The sequence below is a fragment of the Phyllobacterium sp. UNC302MFCol5.2 genome (genome assembly GCF_000686005.1).
GTDB lineage: Bacteria > Pseudomonadota > Alphaproteobacteria > Rhizobiales > Rhizobiaceae > Phyllobacterium > Phyllobacterium pellucidum.
The window spans coordinates 107,910-124,454 of the sequence record NZ_JMLL01000017.1; the positions used below are offsets into that span (position 1 = coordinate 107,910).

20 protein-coding genes are annotated in these 16,545 nt (G+C 56.6%); 10 read left to right on the forward strand and 10 right to left on the reverse strand.

From position 1 onward, the window contains the following. The first annotated feature begins 276 nt into the window (after positions 1-276). Positions 277-897, forward strand: coding sequence for an invasion associated locus B family protein (locus BR48_RS0121790; RefSeq protein WP_027233247.1), 621 nt, complete (start codon positions 277-279; stop codon positions 895-897). 71 nt (positions 898-968) lie between these two features. Here BR48_RS0121790 and hspQ read toward each other — a convergent pair whose 3' ends face one another. Then, positions 969-1,304 carry a heat shock protein HspQ gene (gene hspQ, locus BR48_RS0121795; RefSeq protein WP_027233248.1) on the reverse strand — a complete coding sequence of 112 codons (336 nt, stop codon included), beginning with the start codon at positions 1,302-1,304 and terminating at the stop codon, positions 969-971. A gap of 94 nt (positions 1,305-1,398) precedes the next feature. Between hspQ and BR48_RS0121800 the strand changes: the two genes are divergently transcribed. Continuing rightward, positions 1,399-2,343 (forward strand): AEC family transporter, encoded by a 945-nt coding sequence (locus BR48_RS0121800; protein ID WP_027233249.1) that lies wholly within the window; start codon positions 1,399-1,401, stop codon positions 2,341-2,343. 164 nt (positions 2,344-2,507) lie between these two features. Beyond that, positions 2,508-3,854 (forward strand): Nramp family divalent metal transporter, encoded by a 1,347-nt coding sequence (locus BR48_RS0121805; RefSeq protein WP_027233250.1) that lies wholly within the window; start codon positions 2,508-2,510, stop codon positions 3,852-3,854. Here BR48_RS0121805 and BR48_RS0121810 read toward each other — a convergent pair. Then, the gene (locus BR48_RS0121810; protein WP_027233251.1) at positions 3,851-5,053 is read right to left on the reverse strand and encodes a UbiH/UbiF family hydroxylase; all 1,203 of its coding nucleotides are present in this window, start codon (positions 5,051-5,053) and stop codon (positions 3,851-3,853) included. The genes BR48_RS0121805 and BR48_RS0121810 overlap by 4 nt on opposite strands. 180 nt (positions 5,054-5,233) lie before the next feature. On the opposite strand from BR48_RS0121810, the gene pcsA reads away from it, so the two are divergent. The 6 genes from pcsA to BR48_RS0121840 all read left to right on the forward strand — a co-directional run bounded on the left by pcsA (position 5,234) and on the right by BR48_RS0121840 (position 11,778). Continuing rightward, a complete protein-coding gene (gene pcsA, locus BR48_RS0121815; RefSeq protein WP_036815269.1) occupies positions 5,234-5,971 on the forward strand; it encodes a phosphatidylcholine synthase in 738 nt (245 codons plus the stop codon). Further along, on the forward strand, positions 5,971-6,948 hold the full coding sequence (locus tag BR48_RS0121820) for a quinone oxidoreductase (RefSeq protein ID WP_027233253.1): 978 nt from the start codon (positions 5,971-5,973) through the stop codon (positions 6,946-6,948). Before pcsA ends, BR48_RS0121820 begins: the two co-directional genes overlap by 1 nt. 116 nt (positions 6,949-7,064) lie before the next feature. After that, complete coding sequence (locus tag BR48_RS0121825; RefSeq protein WP_027233254.1) at positions 7,065-8,648, forward strand: ABC transporter ATP-binding protein; 1,584 nt, start codon at positions 7,065-7,067, stop codon at positions 8,646-8,648. After that, complete coding sequence (locus BR48_RS25240; protein ID WP_036815303.1) at positions 8,648-9,739, forward strand: ABC transporter permease; 1,092 nt, start codon at positions 8,648-8,650, stop codon at positions 9,737-9,739. Before BR48_RS0121825 ends, BR48_RS25240 begins: the two co-directional genes overlap by 1 nt. 1 nt (position 9,740) lies before the next feature. Continuing rightward, on the forward strand, positions 9,741-10,661 hold the full coding sequence (locus tag BR48_RS0121835; RefSeq protein WP_027233255.1) for an ABC transporter permease: 921 nt from the start codon (positions 9,741-9,743) through the stop codon (positions 10,659-10,661). A gap of 49 nt (positions 10,662-10,710) precedes the next feature. Then, on the forward strand, positions 10,711-11,778 hold the full coding sequence (locus BR48_RS0121840; RefSeq protein ID WP_027233256.1) for a BMP family ABC transporter substrate-binding protein: 1,068 nt from the start codon (positions 10,711-10,713) through the stop codon (positions 11,776-11,778). Positions 11,779-11,841: 63 nt separating this feature from the next. On the opposite strand, the gene bfr is transcribed toward BR48_RS0121840, so the two are convergent. The 7 genes from bfr to BR48_RS0121875 all read right to left on the reverse strand — a co-directional run bounded on the left by bfr (position 11,842) and on the right by BR48_RS0121875 (position 15,346). Then, a complete protein-coding gene (gene bfr, locus BR48_RS0121845; protein WP_027233257.1) occupies positions 11,842-12,327 on the reverse strand; it encodes a bacterioferritin in 486 nt (161 codons plus the stop codon). Beyond that, positions 12,293-12,604, reverse strand: coding sequence for a (2Fe-2S)-binding protein (locus BR48_RS26505; protein WP_081815984.1), 312 nt, complete (start codon positions 12,602-12,604; stop codon positions 12,293-12,295). The genes bfr and BR48_RS26505 overlap by 35 nt, the downstream gene beginning before the upstream one ends. A 560-nt stretch (positions 12,605-13,164) precedes the next feature. Next, entirely contained in the window at positions 13,165-13,626 is a 462-nt protein-coding gene (gene rirA, locus BR48_RS0121855; RefSeq protein WP_027233259.1) for an iron-responsive transcriptional regulator RirA, read from the reverse strand. A 188-nt stretch (positions 13,627-13,814) separates the two neighbouring features. Beyond that, positions 13,815-14,060: a hypothetical protein gene (locus tag BR48_RS0121860; protein ID WP_027233260.1), complete on the reverse strand. Its 246-nt coding sequence runs from the start codon at positions 14,058-14,060 to the stop codon at positions 13,815-13,817. A 298-nt stretch (positions 14,061-14,358) separates the two neighbouring features. Beyond that, positions 14,359-14,589, reverse strand: a complete 231-nt coding sequence (locus BR48_RS25245) for a hypothetical protein (protein ID WP_036815271.1) — start codon at positions 14,587-14,589, stop codon at positions 14,359-14,361. 114 nt (positions 14,590-14,703) lie between these two features. Beyond that, positions 14,704-15,066, reverse strand: coding sequence for an antibiotic biosynthesis monooxygenase (locus BR48_RS25610; RefSeq protein ID WP_027233261.1), 363 nt, complete (start codon positions 15,064-15,066; stop codon positions 14,704-14,706). 100 nt (positions 15,067-15,166) lie between these two features. Next, positions 15,167-15,346 (reverse strand): hypothetical protein, encoded by a 180-nt coding sequence (locus tag BR48_RS0121875; protein WP_027233262.1) that lies wholly within the window; start codon positions 15,344-15,346, stop codon positions 15,167-15,169. Between the two features lie 192 nt (positions 15,347-15,538). On the opposite strand from BR48_RS0121875, the gene BR48_RS0121880 reads away from it, so the two are divergent. Next, a complete protein-coding gene (locus BR48_RS0121880) occupies positions 15,539-16,015 on the forward strand; it encodes a host attachment family protein (protein WP_228018319.1) in 477 nt (158 codons plus the stop codon). 260 nt (positions 16,016-16,275) lie between these two features. Here the strand turns inward: BR48_RS0121880 and BR48_RS26385 are convergent, their stop codons facing one another. Continuing rightward, entirely contained in the window at positions 16,276-16,434 is a 159-nt protein-coding gene (locus tag BR48_RS26385; protein WP_153667455.1) for a hypothetical protein, read from the reverse strand. Between the last annotated feature and the right edge of the window lie 111 nt (positions 16,435-16,545).

The window sequence follows — 16,545 nt, forward strand, 5'->3', positions numbered from 1 at the left end:
CGTCTCGACCTAGCATTCCCGGAAGCCGGGAATTCATTCTGATTCGTGACAGAGACTACCACTTGACGACGATTCTGCGGCGTGCGCCGTAAATCCTCGAGGGGAATCCCCAACTAGTCCAAAAGGTGGCTGGATTTGAGAGAACATGCAGTGTAACACGGCCTTCGATATTCAAAGGGTCACTCTCTTGCCGCATTTGGCAACCAAAGCCAGACAAGCAAATAAAGATGATCGAGATACACTTAGGATAAGTGCGCTGAAAGGAACCAGTTGACCATGTCCAACCCGAAGTCCATCGCGGCAACCGCATCATTCGCTGGTGCCATCGCATTGCTCGCCGCCGCGGCAGTACCAGCAGCAGCCCAGCAGCAGAGAGCGCCGCAAGGTTGGTTCAAGGTCTGCTCCAAGCAGGAAGAAAACGATATCTGCAACACCCAGAACATCGTGACTGCCGATAGCGGCCAGCTCCTGACCGCGGTCAACCTCATCGAGATCAAGGGCAAGATCAACCGCAAGATCTTCCAGGTATCGGTTCCGACCGGCCGTCTCATTCCTCCGGGCGTCGGCCTCCAGATCAATGGCGGCAAGACCCAGAAGATCGAATACGCGATCTGCTTCCCGGATCGTTGCATTTCGGAAGTCGCCTTGTCGGACGATCTGCTCAACTCGTTCAAGAAGGGCAACCAGCTGACGCTGACTTCGGTCAACTTCCAGAACAAGCCTAATCCGATCAATGTCGCTCTCACCGGCTTCAGCCAGGCCTATGACGGCCCCGGCCTGCAGCAGAACGAACTCGAACAGCGCCAGAAGACGCTGCAGAGCGAAGTTCAGAAGCGCCAGAAGGAATTCGAAGACAAGATGAAGGCCGAACAGGAAAAGGCGAAAGCCGGCAACTGATCAGTTAGCGCACACAAAAAAGGGACGCGGTGAGGCGTCCCTTTTTTATTGTCCGGATTCGGTGCGGGGCGTCAGTTGAGATGCGGCCGCTTGACCCGATAGACGCCATCCTCGATCTTTTCGAACACGTTCTTGATCTGCGGGTGGCGCAGAGGTGTTCCGGTCGTATCGGCAACGAGGTTTTGTTCCGAAACATAGGCCACGTATTCTGTCTCGGAGTTCTCGGCAAAGAGATGGTAGAAGGGCTGGTCGCGATGCGGCCTGATCTCTTCGGGAATGGACTGATACCATTCTTCGGTGTTGCTGAACTCGGGATCAACGTCGAAAATCACGCCACGAAACGCAAAAATGCGGTGGCTGACGACCTGACCGATCTGAAATTTGGCATGCCGTATCTGTTTTATCATCGTCATTCAGGATAGATATCCGTTTCTGTCCAATCCCGCGAGCCTAAAGCGTCCTTGCTCTTGTTTCCGGCGCGGCAAACCTCAAAGCCTGCTTATGCTTGATGTATTCAACCTGGTCTTACCTTTCTTTGGGCTGATTTTTCTTGGCTTTTTCGTGGCCAAGGTAAAACATCAGCCGCTCGAGGCGCTCGGGTGGATGAATACGTTCATCGTCTATGTGGCGCTTCCGGCGCTGTTTTTCCAGATTTTGTCGAAGACGCCGGTGGCCGAATTGACGCAGTGGGGCTTTATCATTGGCTGCACCGCATCGACCTTCCTGATCTTCATGGCAATGTATGTGGTCGCGTTCGTGCGCACACGCCGCATTGACGAGAGTACCATTCAGGGGCTCGCGGCGGCCTACGGCAATATTGGCTTCATGGGCCCGGCGCTGGCGATCCTTGCTTTCGGTGCGCCGGCAGCTGTCCCGGTCGCACTCATCTTCTGCTTTGACAACACGTTGCATTTCGTGATGGCGCCGTTGATGATGGCGCTTTCCGGCAACGACAAGCGCTCGCCGCGCGATCTCGCCGTCGGGGTGCTCAAGAAGATATTCGGCCACCCTTTCATAATCGCCACCATTTTCGGGGTAGGCGCGGCCATCACGGGACTGGAGCCGCCTGTGGCGGTCGACCGTATGATCGATTTTCTCGCCCGTGCGGCGGCGCCCTGCGCGCTCTTCGCCATGGGCGCGACGCTGGCGCTGCGTCCCTTGCGACGTGTGCCGAAGGAACTCTATCTGATTGTTCCGCTGAAGCTCGTCGTCCAGCCCATACTGATTTACTGCGTCTTGCGCCTGGCCGGCGATTTCCCACCGGTATGGGTCTATACGGCAATGCTCATGGCGGCCTTGCCAACCGCGACGAATGTCTTCGTCATAGCCCAGCAATACGGGGTCTGGGTCGAGCGCGCGTCGAGTTCGGTGCTCGCGACCACCCTGTTTTCGATCGTGACATTGACGCTTTGGCTCTACGCCATGACACATGGGCTGGTTGGTTGAGCCTTCATAGCTCCGCACCTGTAGTCCCCTTCGCGCCCGGCTGCTCGCTATCGGCTAGCTAGTTTGTATCAATTCTAAAGTTTTGTGGGCCACCCCCCTTGCGGCTGTAGCATCCATCTGTTTATATAGTTGCGAATGATTTGCAATTGCGTTTCGGAGAATTCATGGATCAGCTAGCGCAGCACACCCCGGCGGCCGATGGATGGCGGCATGCCCGGGGCGAGGCATCTTTGTCCGACGTTCATCGTTCGGTCGCTGTGCGCTCGACCGGACCGGGCTGGCGGCGTGCCGCGGCATTTGTCGGGCCAGGCTATCTTGTGGCGGTCGGCTACATGGACCCCGGCAATTGGGCGACATCGCTTGCGGGTGGTTCGAAGTTTGGCTATTCGCTGCTTGTTGTCGCGCTGATCTCCAACATCATGGCGATCGTTCTGCAGGCTCTCTGCGCGCGTTTGGCGATCGGATCGGGCAGGGACCTTGCGCAGGCTTGCCGGGATGCATTTCCAAAGCCCGTTGCCTATACGCTGTGGTTCCTTGCGGAAATCGCCATCATCGCAACCGATATTGCGGAAGTCATTGGCACGGCGATCGGCCTCAATCTTATTTTTGGCATTCCACTCGAAATCGGCGTCCTCATCACTGCGCTCGATGTTTTCCTTATCCTGTACCTGCAGAAGTTGGGCTTCCGCTGGGTGGAAGCGTTGATCATTACGCTGCTTGGCGTGATTGCTGTCTGCTTCGGTATCCAGATTTTTCTTGCCGATCCTGAATGGGGCGCGGTGATCAAGGGCTTTGCCCCGACGACTGAAATCGTGACCAATCCGGAAATGCTGTATCTGGCACTGGGTATCCTCGGCGCCACGGTGATGCCGCACAATCTCTACCTGCATTCGGGTATCGTGCAGACGCGCGCCTACGGCGATACGCTGCCTGAGAAACAGCAGGCGCTGAAATACGCGACGATCGATTCGACCGCGGCGCTGATGTTTGCACTTCTTATCAACGCTTCGATCCTGATCCTCGCCGCAGCGACCTTCCATACGACCGGCCGCACGGAGGTTGCGGAACTTGGCGAAGCACATTCCCTGCTTGCGCCCTTGCTCGGTCTTGCGATCGCGCCCACACTGTTCGGCATTGCGCTCTTGTGCTGCGGCATCAACTCGACGGTCACAGCGACGCTTGCAGGTCAGATCGTCATGGAGGGCTTTCTCCATATCAAGCTCGCACCATGGTTGCGCAGGCTGATCACCCGCGCGATTGCGATTGTCCCGGCTGCGATCGTGACGATCTGGTATGGCGAAAGCGGAACGGCGAAGCTGCTCGTACTGACTCAGGTGGTGCTCAGCCTGCAACTGTCATTTGCAGTGTTCCCGCTGGTCATGTTCACGGCAAGCAAGGCCAAGATGGGCGCTTTGGTCTCACCGCGCTGGCTGACCACCTTTGCCGTCATCATTGCGATCGTGATCGCCGTACTCAATGTGAAGCTGCTTTACGACTTCGTTCTTGCCTAATGTTCAGGGGCAGTGTGCTTGCGCGTAAAGCGGAAGCCGCTGCCCGGACGAAGCCCTTCACGCATGACGAAGCCGCGCAGGGGCGAAAACACCCGCAACAACTCCAGGCCCCCACTGCGGACCATCTGCACTGGAAGGAAATCAGACAAGAGCGATCTGTTCAGTGCATCGACCGCACCCGTCCGCGCAAAGATGTCAGGGATGCGCTTGCGGTTATAGGTCGAGATGACCCGTGACGAGCCGAGATCGGCCCCGTCCGTCGGGAAGGTCTCGAGCAGGGTCTCGACGTCCCTTACACCGAGGTTGAGACCTTGCGCGCCAATGGGCGGAAAAACATGAGCGGACTCGCCGGCAAGAAACACGCGATTTCGAGCGAACGATGTCGGAACGAGGCCGGAGAGCGGCCAGCTTTGCGGATCGACATCAACGGTCACTGCGCCAAGCATGGACTGCATGCGCTCTTCCACCCGCATTGCGAGTTGATCGCGGGTAAGCTCAAGCAGTTCAACCGCGTGCGCCGGCGTCGTCACCCATACGAGGCTCGACCGCTTCCCCTGGAGCGGGACCTGCGTGAACGGTCCGTGCTCGGTGTGAAACTCCGTCGAAATGTCGTGGTGATCGCGCGTGTGGCTGAAGCTCAGCACGATGGCCGTCTGGTTGTATGACCAGGTCCGGGCGGAAATGCCTGCCGCTTCGCGAGCAAGCGAGGACCGGCCATCCGCCGCAATCACAATGTTCGCAGTAATGCTCGAGCCATCATTGGCTTCCACCGCAATTGCGTCGTCGCTCGGGTGGTAGTGGCTGGCCGAGGCGGCAATGTGCCTCGCGCCTGAATGCTGGAGTGCGTCAGCAAGGACAGACGTCAGTGTCGTATTGGGAATATTGTAACCAAATGCCGGTTCATCAATCTCGCTGGCCTCGAACGTGACGGCAGGGCTGCGGATCAGACGCTGCGTGCCATCGAGGATGCGCATCGTGGTAATCGGGGCTGCGTGCGGTTCGATCGCTTCCCACAGACCGATCTTTTCCAGGAACTTGATGGCTGGCATCATCAGCGCCGTGGTGCGCTTGTCGGAGGCTTCAGGCACGACGCCGAGGCTGACGACATTGTTGAACGAGCGGGCCGTGGCGATCGCAGCAATCAGCCCGACGTGCCCAGCTCCGGCAATGACGATCGGATCGGTTCTGGTGCTGGTCATATCTGTCTCCCATTTGCGGGCCCGTGCGGGGCTTTCAACAGTTTATATGAGTTTCATTGCTTGCGCTTTCAGCCAATTTCAAGAAAAGCTGATCGCAAATCGTTCGTCGTTGCCAAGATATAACGGCAGGCGTTTAATTGTGATGCAGCAGATTGGCGCGGACCCTTGAAAAAACCTACCATGCCCAAGGGCGTCAAGCCCAAGAAAGTGACGGCGCCGCAAGCAAAGGCTTTCTCGGTCCATCTGTTGACGGCGTCCGGTTCGTTTCTGGCGTTTCTTTCCGTCGTCGCCGCCAGCGAGGAAAGCTGGACGGCCATGTTCTGGTGGCTCGGACTTGCCTTGTTCGTTGACGGCATCGATGGTCCCATCGCCCGCAAGCTGGAAGTCAAGTACGTCCTGCCCAATTGGTCGGGAGAACTCCTCGACAATATTATCGACTACATGACCTATGTGCTCATCCCCGCCTTCGCGCTCTACCAGCGCGGCTTCATGGGCGAGGGCCTGTCGTTTCTCGCAGCGGCCATCATCGTCGTATCGAGCGCTATCTACTACGCTGACACAGGCATGAAGACGAAGGAGAACTTCTTCAAAGGGTTCCCGGTTGTCTGGAACATGATTGTTTTCACTTTGTTTATCGTGCGGCCCGGTGAATGGGTGGCTTTTGCAATCGTGCTCGTTGCCGCAATCGTTTCCTTCCTGCCGATCTATTTCCTGCATCCGGTGCGCGTGCAGCGTTTGCGCAACCTCAATCTGACGATATTTTTTCTCTGGTGCGGCTTTGGGGCGTTCTCGCTGTTTCAAGAACTTGATTCGCCGCTTTGGGTGCGCATTGGCATTTCCGTTACAGGGATCTATCTTTTCTTCATCGGCGCCGTAATGCAGTTGTTCCCCAATTTGGGGCGGACGGAGAAAGCGTGATGGTCAAGGCTGTTCGTATTCATCAAACCGGCGGGCCGGAAGCATTGACTTACGAAGATGTTTCGGTTGGGGCGCCAGGACCGGGCGAGGTGCGCATCCGAAATGAAGCGATCGGCCTCAACTTTCTCGATGTCTATTATCGAACGGGTCTCTACCCGTCGCCGACTCCGCTGCCGCTGATTCCAGGCCACGAGGGCGCTGGCGTTGTGCTTGCCGTCGGCGAGGGTGCCGGATTGCTGAAGCCCGGCGACCGCGTCGCCTACACCAGTCCGATCGGTGCTTATGCGCAAGAGCGGCTTATTCCGGCCGATCGCCTAGTCAAAGTCCCGGATGAAATTCCGCTGCAACAAGCGGCAGCGATGATGCTGAAAGGCCTTACGGCCCAGTATCTCTTGCGCCAGACTTTCCCGGTGAAGAAAGGTGACACGATCCTCTTTCACGCGGCTGCCGGCGGAGTCGGTCTCATCGCCGGACAATGGGCAAGACACCTTGGCGCGACGGTCATCGGCACCGCCGGTTCAGAAGAGAAGGTGAAGCTCGCCCTCGATCATGGCTACGACCATGTCATCAATTACCGCAGGGAAAATTTTGTCGAGCGGGTGAAAGAGCTTACGGGCGGCAAAGGCGTCGATGTCGTCTACGACTCCGTCGGCAAGGACACGTTCGACGGCTCGCTGGATTGCCTGCGTCCGCGCGGAATGATCGTGTGTTTTGGTCAGTCATCCGGACCGGTGCCGCCATTCGACCTGGGCATTCTCTCGCGCAAGGGATCGCTCTACCTTACGCGTCCGACGCTCTTCGTCTACGTCGCCGCGCGCGAGGCGCTCGAAAGCGGTGCCAACGAACTTTTCGACCTCGTTGCAAAGGGCGTCATCCGTATTGAAGTCGGCCAGACCTACCCGCTGAAGGATGTCGCCAATGCGCACCGCGACCTTGAAGCCCGTAGGACGACCGGCACGACCGTGCTCATTCCTTAAGCCTCTGATGTTCGTGCACGATTAATGTGCGCAAATGGCCGCAACCACTCGTTTTGCACTTTCCAAGTTTGGCCGGGGTAGCATAGGATCAGGAACGGTCTTGGCCGCGGGGAACGATGACACAAAAAAGAATAGACGGCTCTGAAACACCGCTACTGGAAGCTGACAAGCTCACCAAAATTTTCGGCACACTCAAAGCCTGCGACGAAATCGACCTGAGAATTAGCGCCGGCGAGATTCATTCGCTGCTCGGCGAGAACGGCGCTGGAAAATCGACGCTGGTGAAGATGCTCTTCGGCGCATTGCAGCCAAGTTCCGGCAGCATTTCCTGGAAGGGAAACGCTGTCACGGTGACCAATCCAGCCATGGGAAGATCGCTCGGTATCGGCATGGTTTTCCAGCACTTTTCGCTCTTTGATGCGCTGACTGCGGCAGAGAACATCGCCCTTTCGCTCGACGAAAAAACGCCGCTCGATACGATCGCCGCGCGTGCTCGCGAAATCGGCGATGCCTATGGGTTGCCGGTCGATCCCTATGCGCTTGTCGGCGACCTTTCCGTCGGTGAGCGGCAGCGAATCGAGATCATTCGCTGCCTGTTGCAAAACCCTGACCTTATCATTCTGGACGAACCGACATCGGTGCTGACACCACAGGAAGCAGACCTACTTTTCGTGACACTGGAACGGCTTCGCTCTGAAGGAAAATCCATTCTCTATATCAGCCACCGGCTGGAGGAGGTCCGGCGCCTGTGCGATCGGGCAACCGTTCTTCGGAACGGCAAAGTTGTGGGCCAATGCGACCCCCGGGCCGAGACAGCCGCTTCCCTGGCGCGGATGATGGTAGGCAGCGACATCCACGTCATCGAGCGTAGTCCGGTGCAAAAATCTGCTGAACAGAGCCTGCCGCTTGTCGAGGTCAACGGATTGTCGCAGCGGCCGCGCGGCCCCTTTTCGGTTTCGCTGCACGATATCCGCCTTGCCGTCCAGGCTGGCGAAATCCTCGGCATCGCAGGTGTCGCCGGAAACGGGCAGGGCGAATTGTTCGAGGCAATTTCCGGAGAGGTTCTGCAGGAGCGGCCGGACATAATCCGGCTTCGCGGCAAGGATGCTGGCAGAATCGGCATTTCGGCCCGGCGCAAGCTTGGTGCCGCTTTCGTGCCGGAAGAGCGCCTTGGCCATGGTGCTGTGCCAGATATGTCGCTGACCAACAATCTCCTTCTTTCGCGCCATGCGACGGATCGCAAGGTGTTTCTTGCCGGCGGCGCGCTCAAGCTCGTCGCAGAGTCCAGTCTTGCCTCGGCGGCTAAGCGCATCATAGGCCGCATGGACGTCCGCAAAAGCGCAGAAAACCCCGATGCGTCAGCGCTTTCTGGCGGAAACCTGCAGAAGTTCCTGATCGGCCGCGAGCTTGATCGCAACCCTTCGGTGATGATCGTCAACCAGCCGACATGGGGCGTGGACGCTGGCGCGGCCGCGCATATCCGCCAGGCGCTCGTCGACCTTGCCAGGAGCGGTTCGGCCGTGATTGTTATCAGCCAGGACCTCGATGAGCTTTTCGAAATCTCGGACCGCATCGCCGCGATGGTGCATGGCCGGCTTTCTGAATCCGTGCCTATCGAAGCCATGAACCGCGAACGCGTAGGGTTAATGATGGGCGGTGCCGAGCACGCCGCACCCCTGGCGAGTGCAGGGGCAGCATGATGCGGATAGAAATCGTCAGACGCCCGCAACACTCGGCGCTTTTCAGTGCGCTGTCGCCCTTCATCGCCCTGTTTCTCACGGTCATTGCTGGAGCAATTCTTTTCTCGTTGCTCGGCAAGAATCCATTTGCGGCGCTCTATTCCTATTTCGTCGAGCCGCTCACCGAGGTCTGGTCGATCCATGAATTATTGGTGAAAGCTGCGCCGCTTATCCTGATTGCCGTCGGCTTGTCGGTCTGCTTCCTCTCGAACAACTGGAACATCGGCGCCGAAGGTCAGCTGATCGCAGGCGGGATCGCGGGATCGATCCTCCCGGTAATGTTCCCGGATTTTCAAGGCTGGTACGTGCTGCCGTTGATGCTGCTATTCAGCATGGCGGGTGGAATGGCATATGCGACGATCCCGGCCTATCTCAAGGTACGATTCAATACCAACGAGATCCTGACGAGCCTCATGCTCGTCTATGTCGCGCAGCTGTTCCTCGACTGGCTTGTACGCGGTCCGTGGCGCAACCCGCAAGGCTACAACTTTCCCGAGACGGTGCAGTTTAACGACAGCGCTATCCTGCCGGCCATCTGGGCCGATTCCGGCCGAGCGCATTGGGGCTTCATTATTGCGCTGATCGCAGCTGTCGTCGTCTGGTTCATGCTATCACGCACGCTCAACGGCTTTGAGATCAAGGTGCTCGGCCGCAGTTCGCGGGCAGGGCGCTTTGCCGGTTTCAGCGCCGGCCGGCTTACCTTCTTTGCCTTCCTTGTATCCGGTGCGCTTGCCGGCCTCGCCGGCATTGCTGAAGTCTCCGGCGCCGTCGGCCAGTTGCGGACGACGATTACGCCCGGATATGGCTTCACCGCGATTATCGTTGCCTTCCTCGGACGGCTCAATCCGCTCGGCATCGTTGCCGCGGGGTTGGTCCTCGCACTCTCCTATCTTGGGGGCGAGGCGGCGCAGATCTCGCTTGGTATATCGGAAAAGTCAGCCCGCATTTTCCAGGGCATCATCCTTTTCTTCGTGTTGGCCAGCGACACGCTGATCTACTACCGCATAAGGTTCGTAACGCGTCTCGGCGACGCCGTGGCAAAGGGCGCCTGAGATGTCCATGTTCGAAGCCATTCTTCTAACGGTTGCGACTGCGGCGACGCCGCTCCTCATTGCCGCCCTTGGCGAACTCGTCGTCGAACGCTCCGGCGTACTTAACCTCGGCGTCGAAGGCATGATGATCATGGGCGCGGTCTGCGGCTTTGTGGTTGCCCAGACGACCGGATCCGCCTGGCTCGGCATGGGCGCGGCCATTTTGGCGGGCGCCGCCTTTTCCCTGCTCTTCGGGTTTCTTACGCTGACCCTTGTGACCAACCAGGTCGCGACCGGCCTCGCACTGACCCTGCTGGGCCTGGGCGCTTCGGCGATGATCGGCGAAAGCTTTGTCGGCCTGCCTGGGGTCAAGATGGAATCGCTCTATATTGCCGGGCTGACCGATATTCCCTATGTCGGCAAGTTCCTCTTCGGCCAGGATCCGATCTTCTATATCTCAATCCTTTTGACGATCGCCGTCGTCTGGTTCCTGTTCAGGACCCGCGCAGGCCTTACATTGCGTGCTGTCGGCGACAACCACGCCTCGGCGCATGCGCTTGGCGTTCCCGTTGTCCGCATCCGTTACCTGGCGGTTCTCTTCGGCGGCGCCTGTGCGGGGCTCGCCGGCGGCCAGCTGTCGCTGGTTTATGTGCCGCAATGGGTGGAGAACATGACGGCGGGGCGGGGCTGGATCGCGCTTGCGCTCGTTGTCTTTGCGTCGTGGCGGCCATGGCGGATTCTGGCGGGCGCCTATCTTTTTGGCGCGGTGAGCATCGGTCAGTTGCACGCGCAGGCGCTGGGTATCGGAATACCCTCCCAGTTCATGTCGTCGCTGCCTTACCTTGCGACAATCCTCGTGCTCGTGCTGATCTCCAGAAACAAGCGGCTGACGTTGATGAATACCCCGACTTCGCTCGGCAAACCCTTCGTACCGGACCGCTAGGGCGGCCTGAAACGAAACTCGATACGCATTAACAGAGAGGTGAACCTAAATGAAAAAATTGATGATGGCGCTGACTGTCGCCGCCAGCTTTGCATTGGCGGGTGCGGCGCACGCCGAGGACAAACTGAAAGTCGGATTCATCTATATCGGACCCCCCGGTGATTTCGGATGGACCTACCAGCACGACCAGGGCCGCAAGCAGCTGGAAAAGGAACTCGGCGACAAGGTCGAGACGACCTTCCTCGAAAACGTACCCGAAGGTGCGGATGCCGAGCGTGCCATCGAGCGCCTCGCACGCGCCGGCAATCAACTGATCTTCACGACATCGTTCGGCTACATGGATGCGACGAACAAGGTCGCGCAGAAATTCCCCAAGGTGAAATTCGAGCACGCGACCGGCTACAAGACCGCCGAGAATGTCGCTGTTTACAATTCTCGCTTCTATGAGGGGCGATATGTGCAAGGCGTGATCGCCGCGAAGATGTCGAAGACGGGCGTTGCCGGCTATATCGGCTCGTTCCCAATTCCGGAAGTCGTGCAGGGCATCAATTCGTTCATGCTTGGCGCACAGTCGGTCAATCCGAACTTCAAGATCAAGGTGATCTGGGCCAATTCCTGGTTCGATCCGGCCAAGGAGGCTGATGCCGCCAAGGCGCTAGTCGATCAGGGTGTCGACATCATCACCCAGCACACGGATTCGACCGCGCCCATGCAGGTTGCGTCGGAGCGCAAGATCAAGGCGTTTGGCCAGGCATCGGACATGATAAAGTTCGGACCGGAAACACAGCTGACGTCGATCGTCGATAATTGGGGCCCATATTACATCGAGCGCGCCAAGGCAGTCCTCGACGGCACCTGGAAGTCGCACAACGTTTTCGAAGGCATGCATGAGGGCCTCGTCGTCATGGCGCCCTACACCAATATGCCTGACGACGTGAAGAAGCTGGCCGAGGAAACCCAGGCGAAGATCACATCCGGCGAACTGAAGCCGTTCACTGGCCCGATCAAGAAGCAGGACGGCAGCGAATGGCTGAAGGCAGGTGAAACCGCCGACGACAAGTCCATTCTCAGCATGAATTTCTACGTTGCCGGCGTTGACGACCAGCTTCCGAAATGAGCCTTAAACGAAAAAAGAAAAGGGCGCCACTGGCGCCCTTTTTTGTGTCCGGCAAATTCTGGTTCAATCGACGTCGTTGGCCGAAGCAGCATTGAGCTGGCCGTAACGCTCGACGCCAATTGCGTTCAACAGATCGATCTGCGTTTCGAGGAAGTCGACATGACCTTCCTCATCCTTCAGGAGTTCGTCAAAAAGCTCCTTGGAGACATAGTCCCCGAGCTGATCGCAGATTTCGCGCGATTTCTTGTAGGATTTGACCGCATCATATTCGCCGGCAAGATCGGCTTCGAGCACTTCCTTGATGTTCTGGCCAATGCGCAGGGCGCCGATCGATTGTAGGTTGGGATGGCCTTCGAGGAAAATGATGCGCTGGATGATCTTGTCAGCGTGGTGCATTTCCTCGATGGATTCTTCACGCTCTTTCTTGGCCAGCTTGGTGTAACCCCAATCGTCAAGCAGGCGATAGTGAAGCCAATATTGATTCACGGCCCCCAGTTCGAGGAACAAAGCTTCGTTAAGCCGCTCGATGACCTTTATGTCGCCCTTCATGTCGTGAACTCCCGTATTGGTGACGCAATTCCCGAACACGGTCGATGAATGAAACTGCAACAGAATCATCCGAACCATGGCGGAGGTGATATTCTTCCGTCACCTTTATGATGGTTTCAACGACATTTGGGAAGCAGCCACAGCAGCGTCCCCGCTTCTTCATGGCATGGTAAACCTTTGCAGGAACAACGAGTTGCCACGGATCAGCGTCGAGAAGTTCAATGATAGTATTCTCGACTTCCTTCTGGGTAATGATATTGCAATGGCAAACTAGCATTTCGGGTCGACGCCGTATTCTTGAGAAGAAAGGGCCCCGGCCTTCGACACCAAACAGGTATCAAAGCTTAAATAAGCTATTGAAATAAAAGCGTTTTGTACGCAGAGACCTGAAAATACTGTCCCGAAAACGGGGGATACTATCGAACCAGACAATGGTTCCTCCAATCGCAAGGGTTCAAGGCCCAAACATCAAAGGTCATGCGTCACCGTAACGCTTGGTACATAAAACCGGCTATCGTGATAAGTGTCAAATCTATGTGGTGAGATTATGTCATGTTTTCAAGCAGTTAGAATAGTTCTAAACTAGACAAATAACCTAACCAATTCAATCAGGTTAAACCACCAGTGGTCATTTGCACCGCAAATTCCCCGCGAAATCCGGTTATGTGTCAAAACGTCTCATGCGCCTTAATGATAGGCTTCTTCTCTGTCGGAGGTCCGTCACAGCATGCCCCGCGAAACCAAAATCCGGGTCGGGCTCACGTAGAATTGGTCGATCGGGCGCACGACCGGTGCGCTCCCGCGTAAAGACGCAATGCTGGATGAAAAACCGTGCGGCTAGCTTGCCGCCGCCAGCCGCTTCTCGATGATGTCGATACCGAGGAGGGCGCGCACGTCGCGCTTGTCCACGATATCTTCGATCGTATATTGAGCGAGGACTTCGAAGAAAGCGTTGAGCGCCTTGCGCAGCGCGGAATTCAGGCCACAGCTGTCGATCAATGGGCAGTCGGCGCCATCATTGTCGAAGCATTCGGCCATAGAGAAATTCTCTTCGGTCACCCGAACCACGTCGAAGAGGGTGATGTCCTTCGCGGGTTTGCCGAGCTTCACGCCGCCATTGCGGCCGCGTACGGTCTCGATAAAACCATTCTCGACCAGCGGCTGGAGGATTTTGAAAAGAAAGAGTTCTGAGACTGTGTATGCTTGTGCGATCTCGCCGATCCGGCTCAGATTGCCCTCGTTGGCAGCACAATACATGAGAATGCGGATTGCGTAATTCGTCTGTCTTGTCAGGCGCATCGGATTACTTCTCTTTCAACCTGAGCCAGGGACCGGTGCTGAACTATCGCATAAAACCGACAGCTGGCAGCGTCACGGATTCAGGCATGCACTTTGAATCTGAGCCGCAGTTTAGAATTATTCTTGATAAAGTAAACGATAATATGAAGCCCGGTTTCATATTATGCGCGAACCGAGAATCGGGCGCGTTACCGTACGAGTACGACGACCGAGGCCGTGATCAGTGCCGTCGTGACGAGCAGCAACAATCCGTAAAGACGGGGCTTGTCGAACAGGACCGCAAAACCGGCGGACCATGCCACCACCGCGGCGCCCAAGGCATAAAGAAAACCTGCCTTGTGCGCCCAGGCAATATGAACAGCCATAAGGCCACCGATAATCAGGGCGCCAAACACAACCATGATGGCCAGAGCGTACTTCTCAAAATTGTCCATTCAAGGAACCCACTCTCAATACAAGCTCGAGACGGCCCGCTGGCGTCAAAACCGAACGTCCAGGCCGATAGCCAGACCTTCATAGACCGTTCGCACCCTCGAAGGCAATCGGATACGCTGACGGACGCGGAATGCAGCGAACATGTGTGCGATAGGCAACAAAAAAGGCCGGGAATTCCCGACCTTTCCGAACTCGCCTCGATACCAGTGCCAGTACATCCGTGGTCAAAAGCAGAAGCGAATTTCTGGGACTTAGATAGGTAAGCGAATGCCAATATACAAGGGCAAGCCAGCCCGCTTATTTCCAGCAGCCATTGTTCTGGCCGTTGAGATTGTGAGAATCGATATCAATCCCGGCAGCAAAGTCGTTCTTGGCAAGATATACCGCGGTTTCAGGCTTGAGGCGGATCTTGTTCCAGCCGGCGCAACTCGAATTGTGCGCGGGCGGCTGGCTCATCCAGCGCATGGCGCCGCAATTGGTTACCGCGAACGCGCAGGGCAAAAGGAGGGCCAGGCTCAGTTTCTTCATGTTTCGTACTTTCGACGCGTTGTCAGAGCGCGTGCAATCGAGAATGTCCGCGCCCTCATCGCATAATTTGAACGCGGCTGAAATTGGACCTTCGGGTGATGCGCGCGCTTCAACTTAGTCATCATTGCTGGCGTTGAGTTCTTGCGGCCTCAACCCCTCGGCAGCCCGCGCGGTAAGCGATTGTGCCAGGATCAAACGGCGCGATTTGAGAAGCGGTGCGTTCATTGCCTGCAGCTTGGGCATGCGCGGATTGTTCTCGTGCGCCGCAACCGCCGCCTCGTTTGCGTAAAGTTCGTTAACGATCACCCTGTTCGGGATCGGCGTTCCGTCGCGTTCGATCGGCTTGACCACTTCAAATCGCAAGCAACCCGTTTCCTCTTCGAGGGTCCTGCGGGCATGTTCACGCATAATCGCAGTAAATTCCTCTTCGCAGCCCTCATTGGTTTCGAATTCAACGATAATAGTAAGTGCAGTCATAAAATTGATCTCTCCCATGCATTTTGAGGCTAACAGCCGTTATTCAACAAATCCAGACGCAAGGCCAATGGAGCTGCATTAACCAACGGCTTTTCTGACGTCAGCGCCTTCTCGTGACGAAAAACAGGACGCCTCCGAAGATCATGGTCAACAGACCGATATAGAGCCAGCGCGTCTGCCCCACCATGAAGCTCCCGCCGAGGATGCTCAGTCCCTGCAGCGCCCAGATACCTCCCATGATCACAAGGAGAACCGAAACGATCGAAAGGGCGAACTTCATTGCGTTACATTCCTTTTCAAATGCTTAGGGGTGCCAAGTAGAACGACTTCGGAAAAAAAGCAGGAACTTTCCGCTGCCGCAACCCGTTGACCAACGTCCTCGCCGCACCACCACCAGGCATCAGCTAAAGAACTCGCTTGGTCATTGTGCACATTTCCAACCACACGAAACTCCAGTAAAAAGGAATTCCAGATGACAACATATCAGTCGGAGTCCGCGATGGTGAAGGTCATTTTGAACCGCCAGACCTGGGTTCTGGTTGCCGACGGAGAAAAGGCACTTTTTCTGCGCAACAAGAACGATATGAACAATGTTCAGCTTGGCATTATTCACCAGTTGAGCCAGGCCAATCCGGCTACACGCGAGCAGGGCACCGACAAGCCCGGGCGATTTTCCAGCGGACCCGGCCTTGGCCGTGCGGCGGTCGACGACACCGATTGGCATGAAATGGCGAAGAAACGCTTTGCCAAGGAAATCGCTGACACACTCTATGCCCACGCTCACAAGGGTGAGTTTGAGAAACTCGTCATCGTCGCGCCTCCGCTTATGCTCGGAGAGATGCGTCAGGAGTTCCACAAGGAAGTGTCGGACCGGGTGGTGGTCGAAATCCCCAAGACCCTGACGAACCATTCGACGACAGATATTCAGGCCATCGTAGAAGAGAATTAAGTATCTTGTCGTGGGGGGAGAGCGGCAGTGGAAGCAAGGTTTATACGCCTTCAATCCAGCTCTTCCTACACAAGCAAAACCCCTGCCTTGACGGTAGGGGTTTCGCGGGTTGAGGCTTGATTTGGCTCTAGCAAACTGGATTCTGGATAAAAATATCGCGCGTCGTTTCAGTGCGGCTCAGGCTCAAGGCACCGCTACACTCAACTTGTGGAGATGCTACCACAAGTATCGCGAATTTCAAGAAATAGATGCCGATAACGTTATTTCGATGAACGTTTTAGACGCTCTACTTCTTCTTCCAGATGTTTAATTCGTTCTTCCAAGGCATTGATTGCCTTAAAGACAGCAACGCCCATGCCTTTGAAATCACCGCTATGGATCGCGGCTTCGATCGCATGTCTGGCATTTTCAATCGACATCTCTACCTCCACTTGTGCCGGGGACGGTACATGCAGAAAGCCCAATCCTCAAGGGGCATGAGGATTGGGCCATTTTGGCTTGTGGGTTAGCCAAGGGCTGGTTTGGGGGAA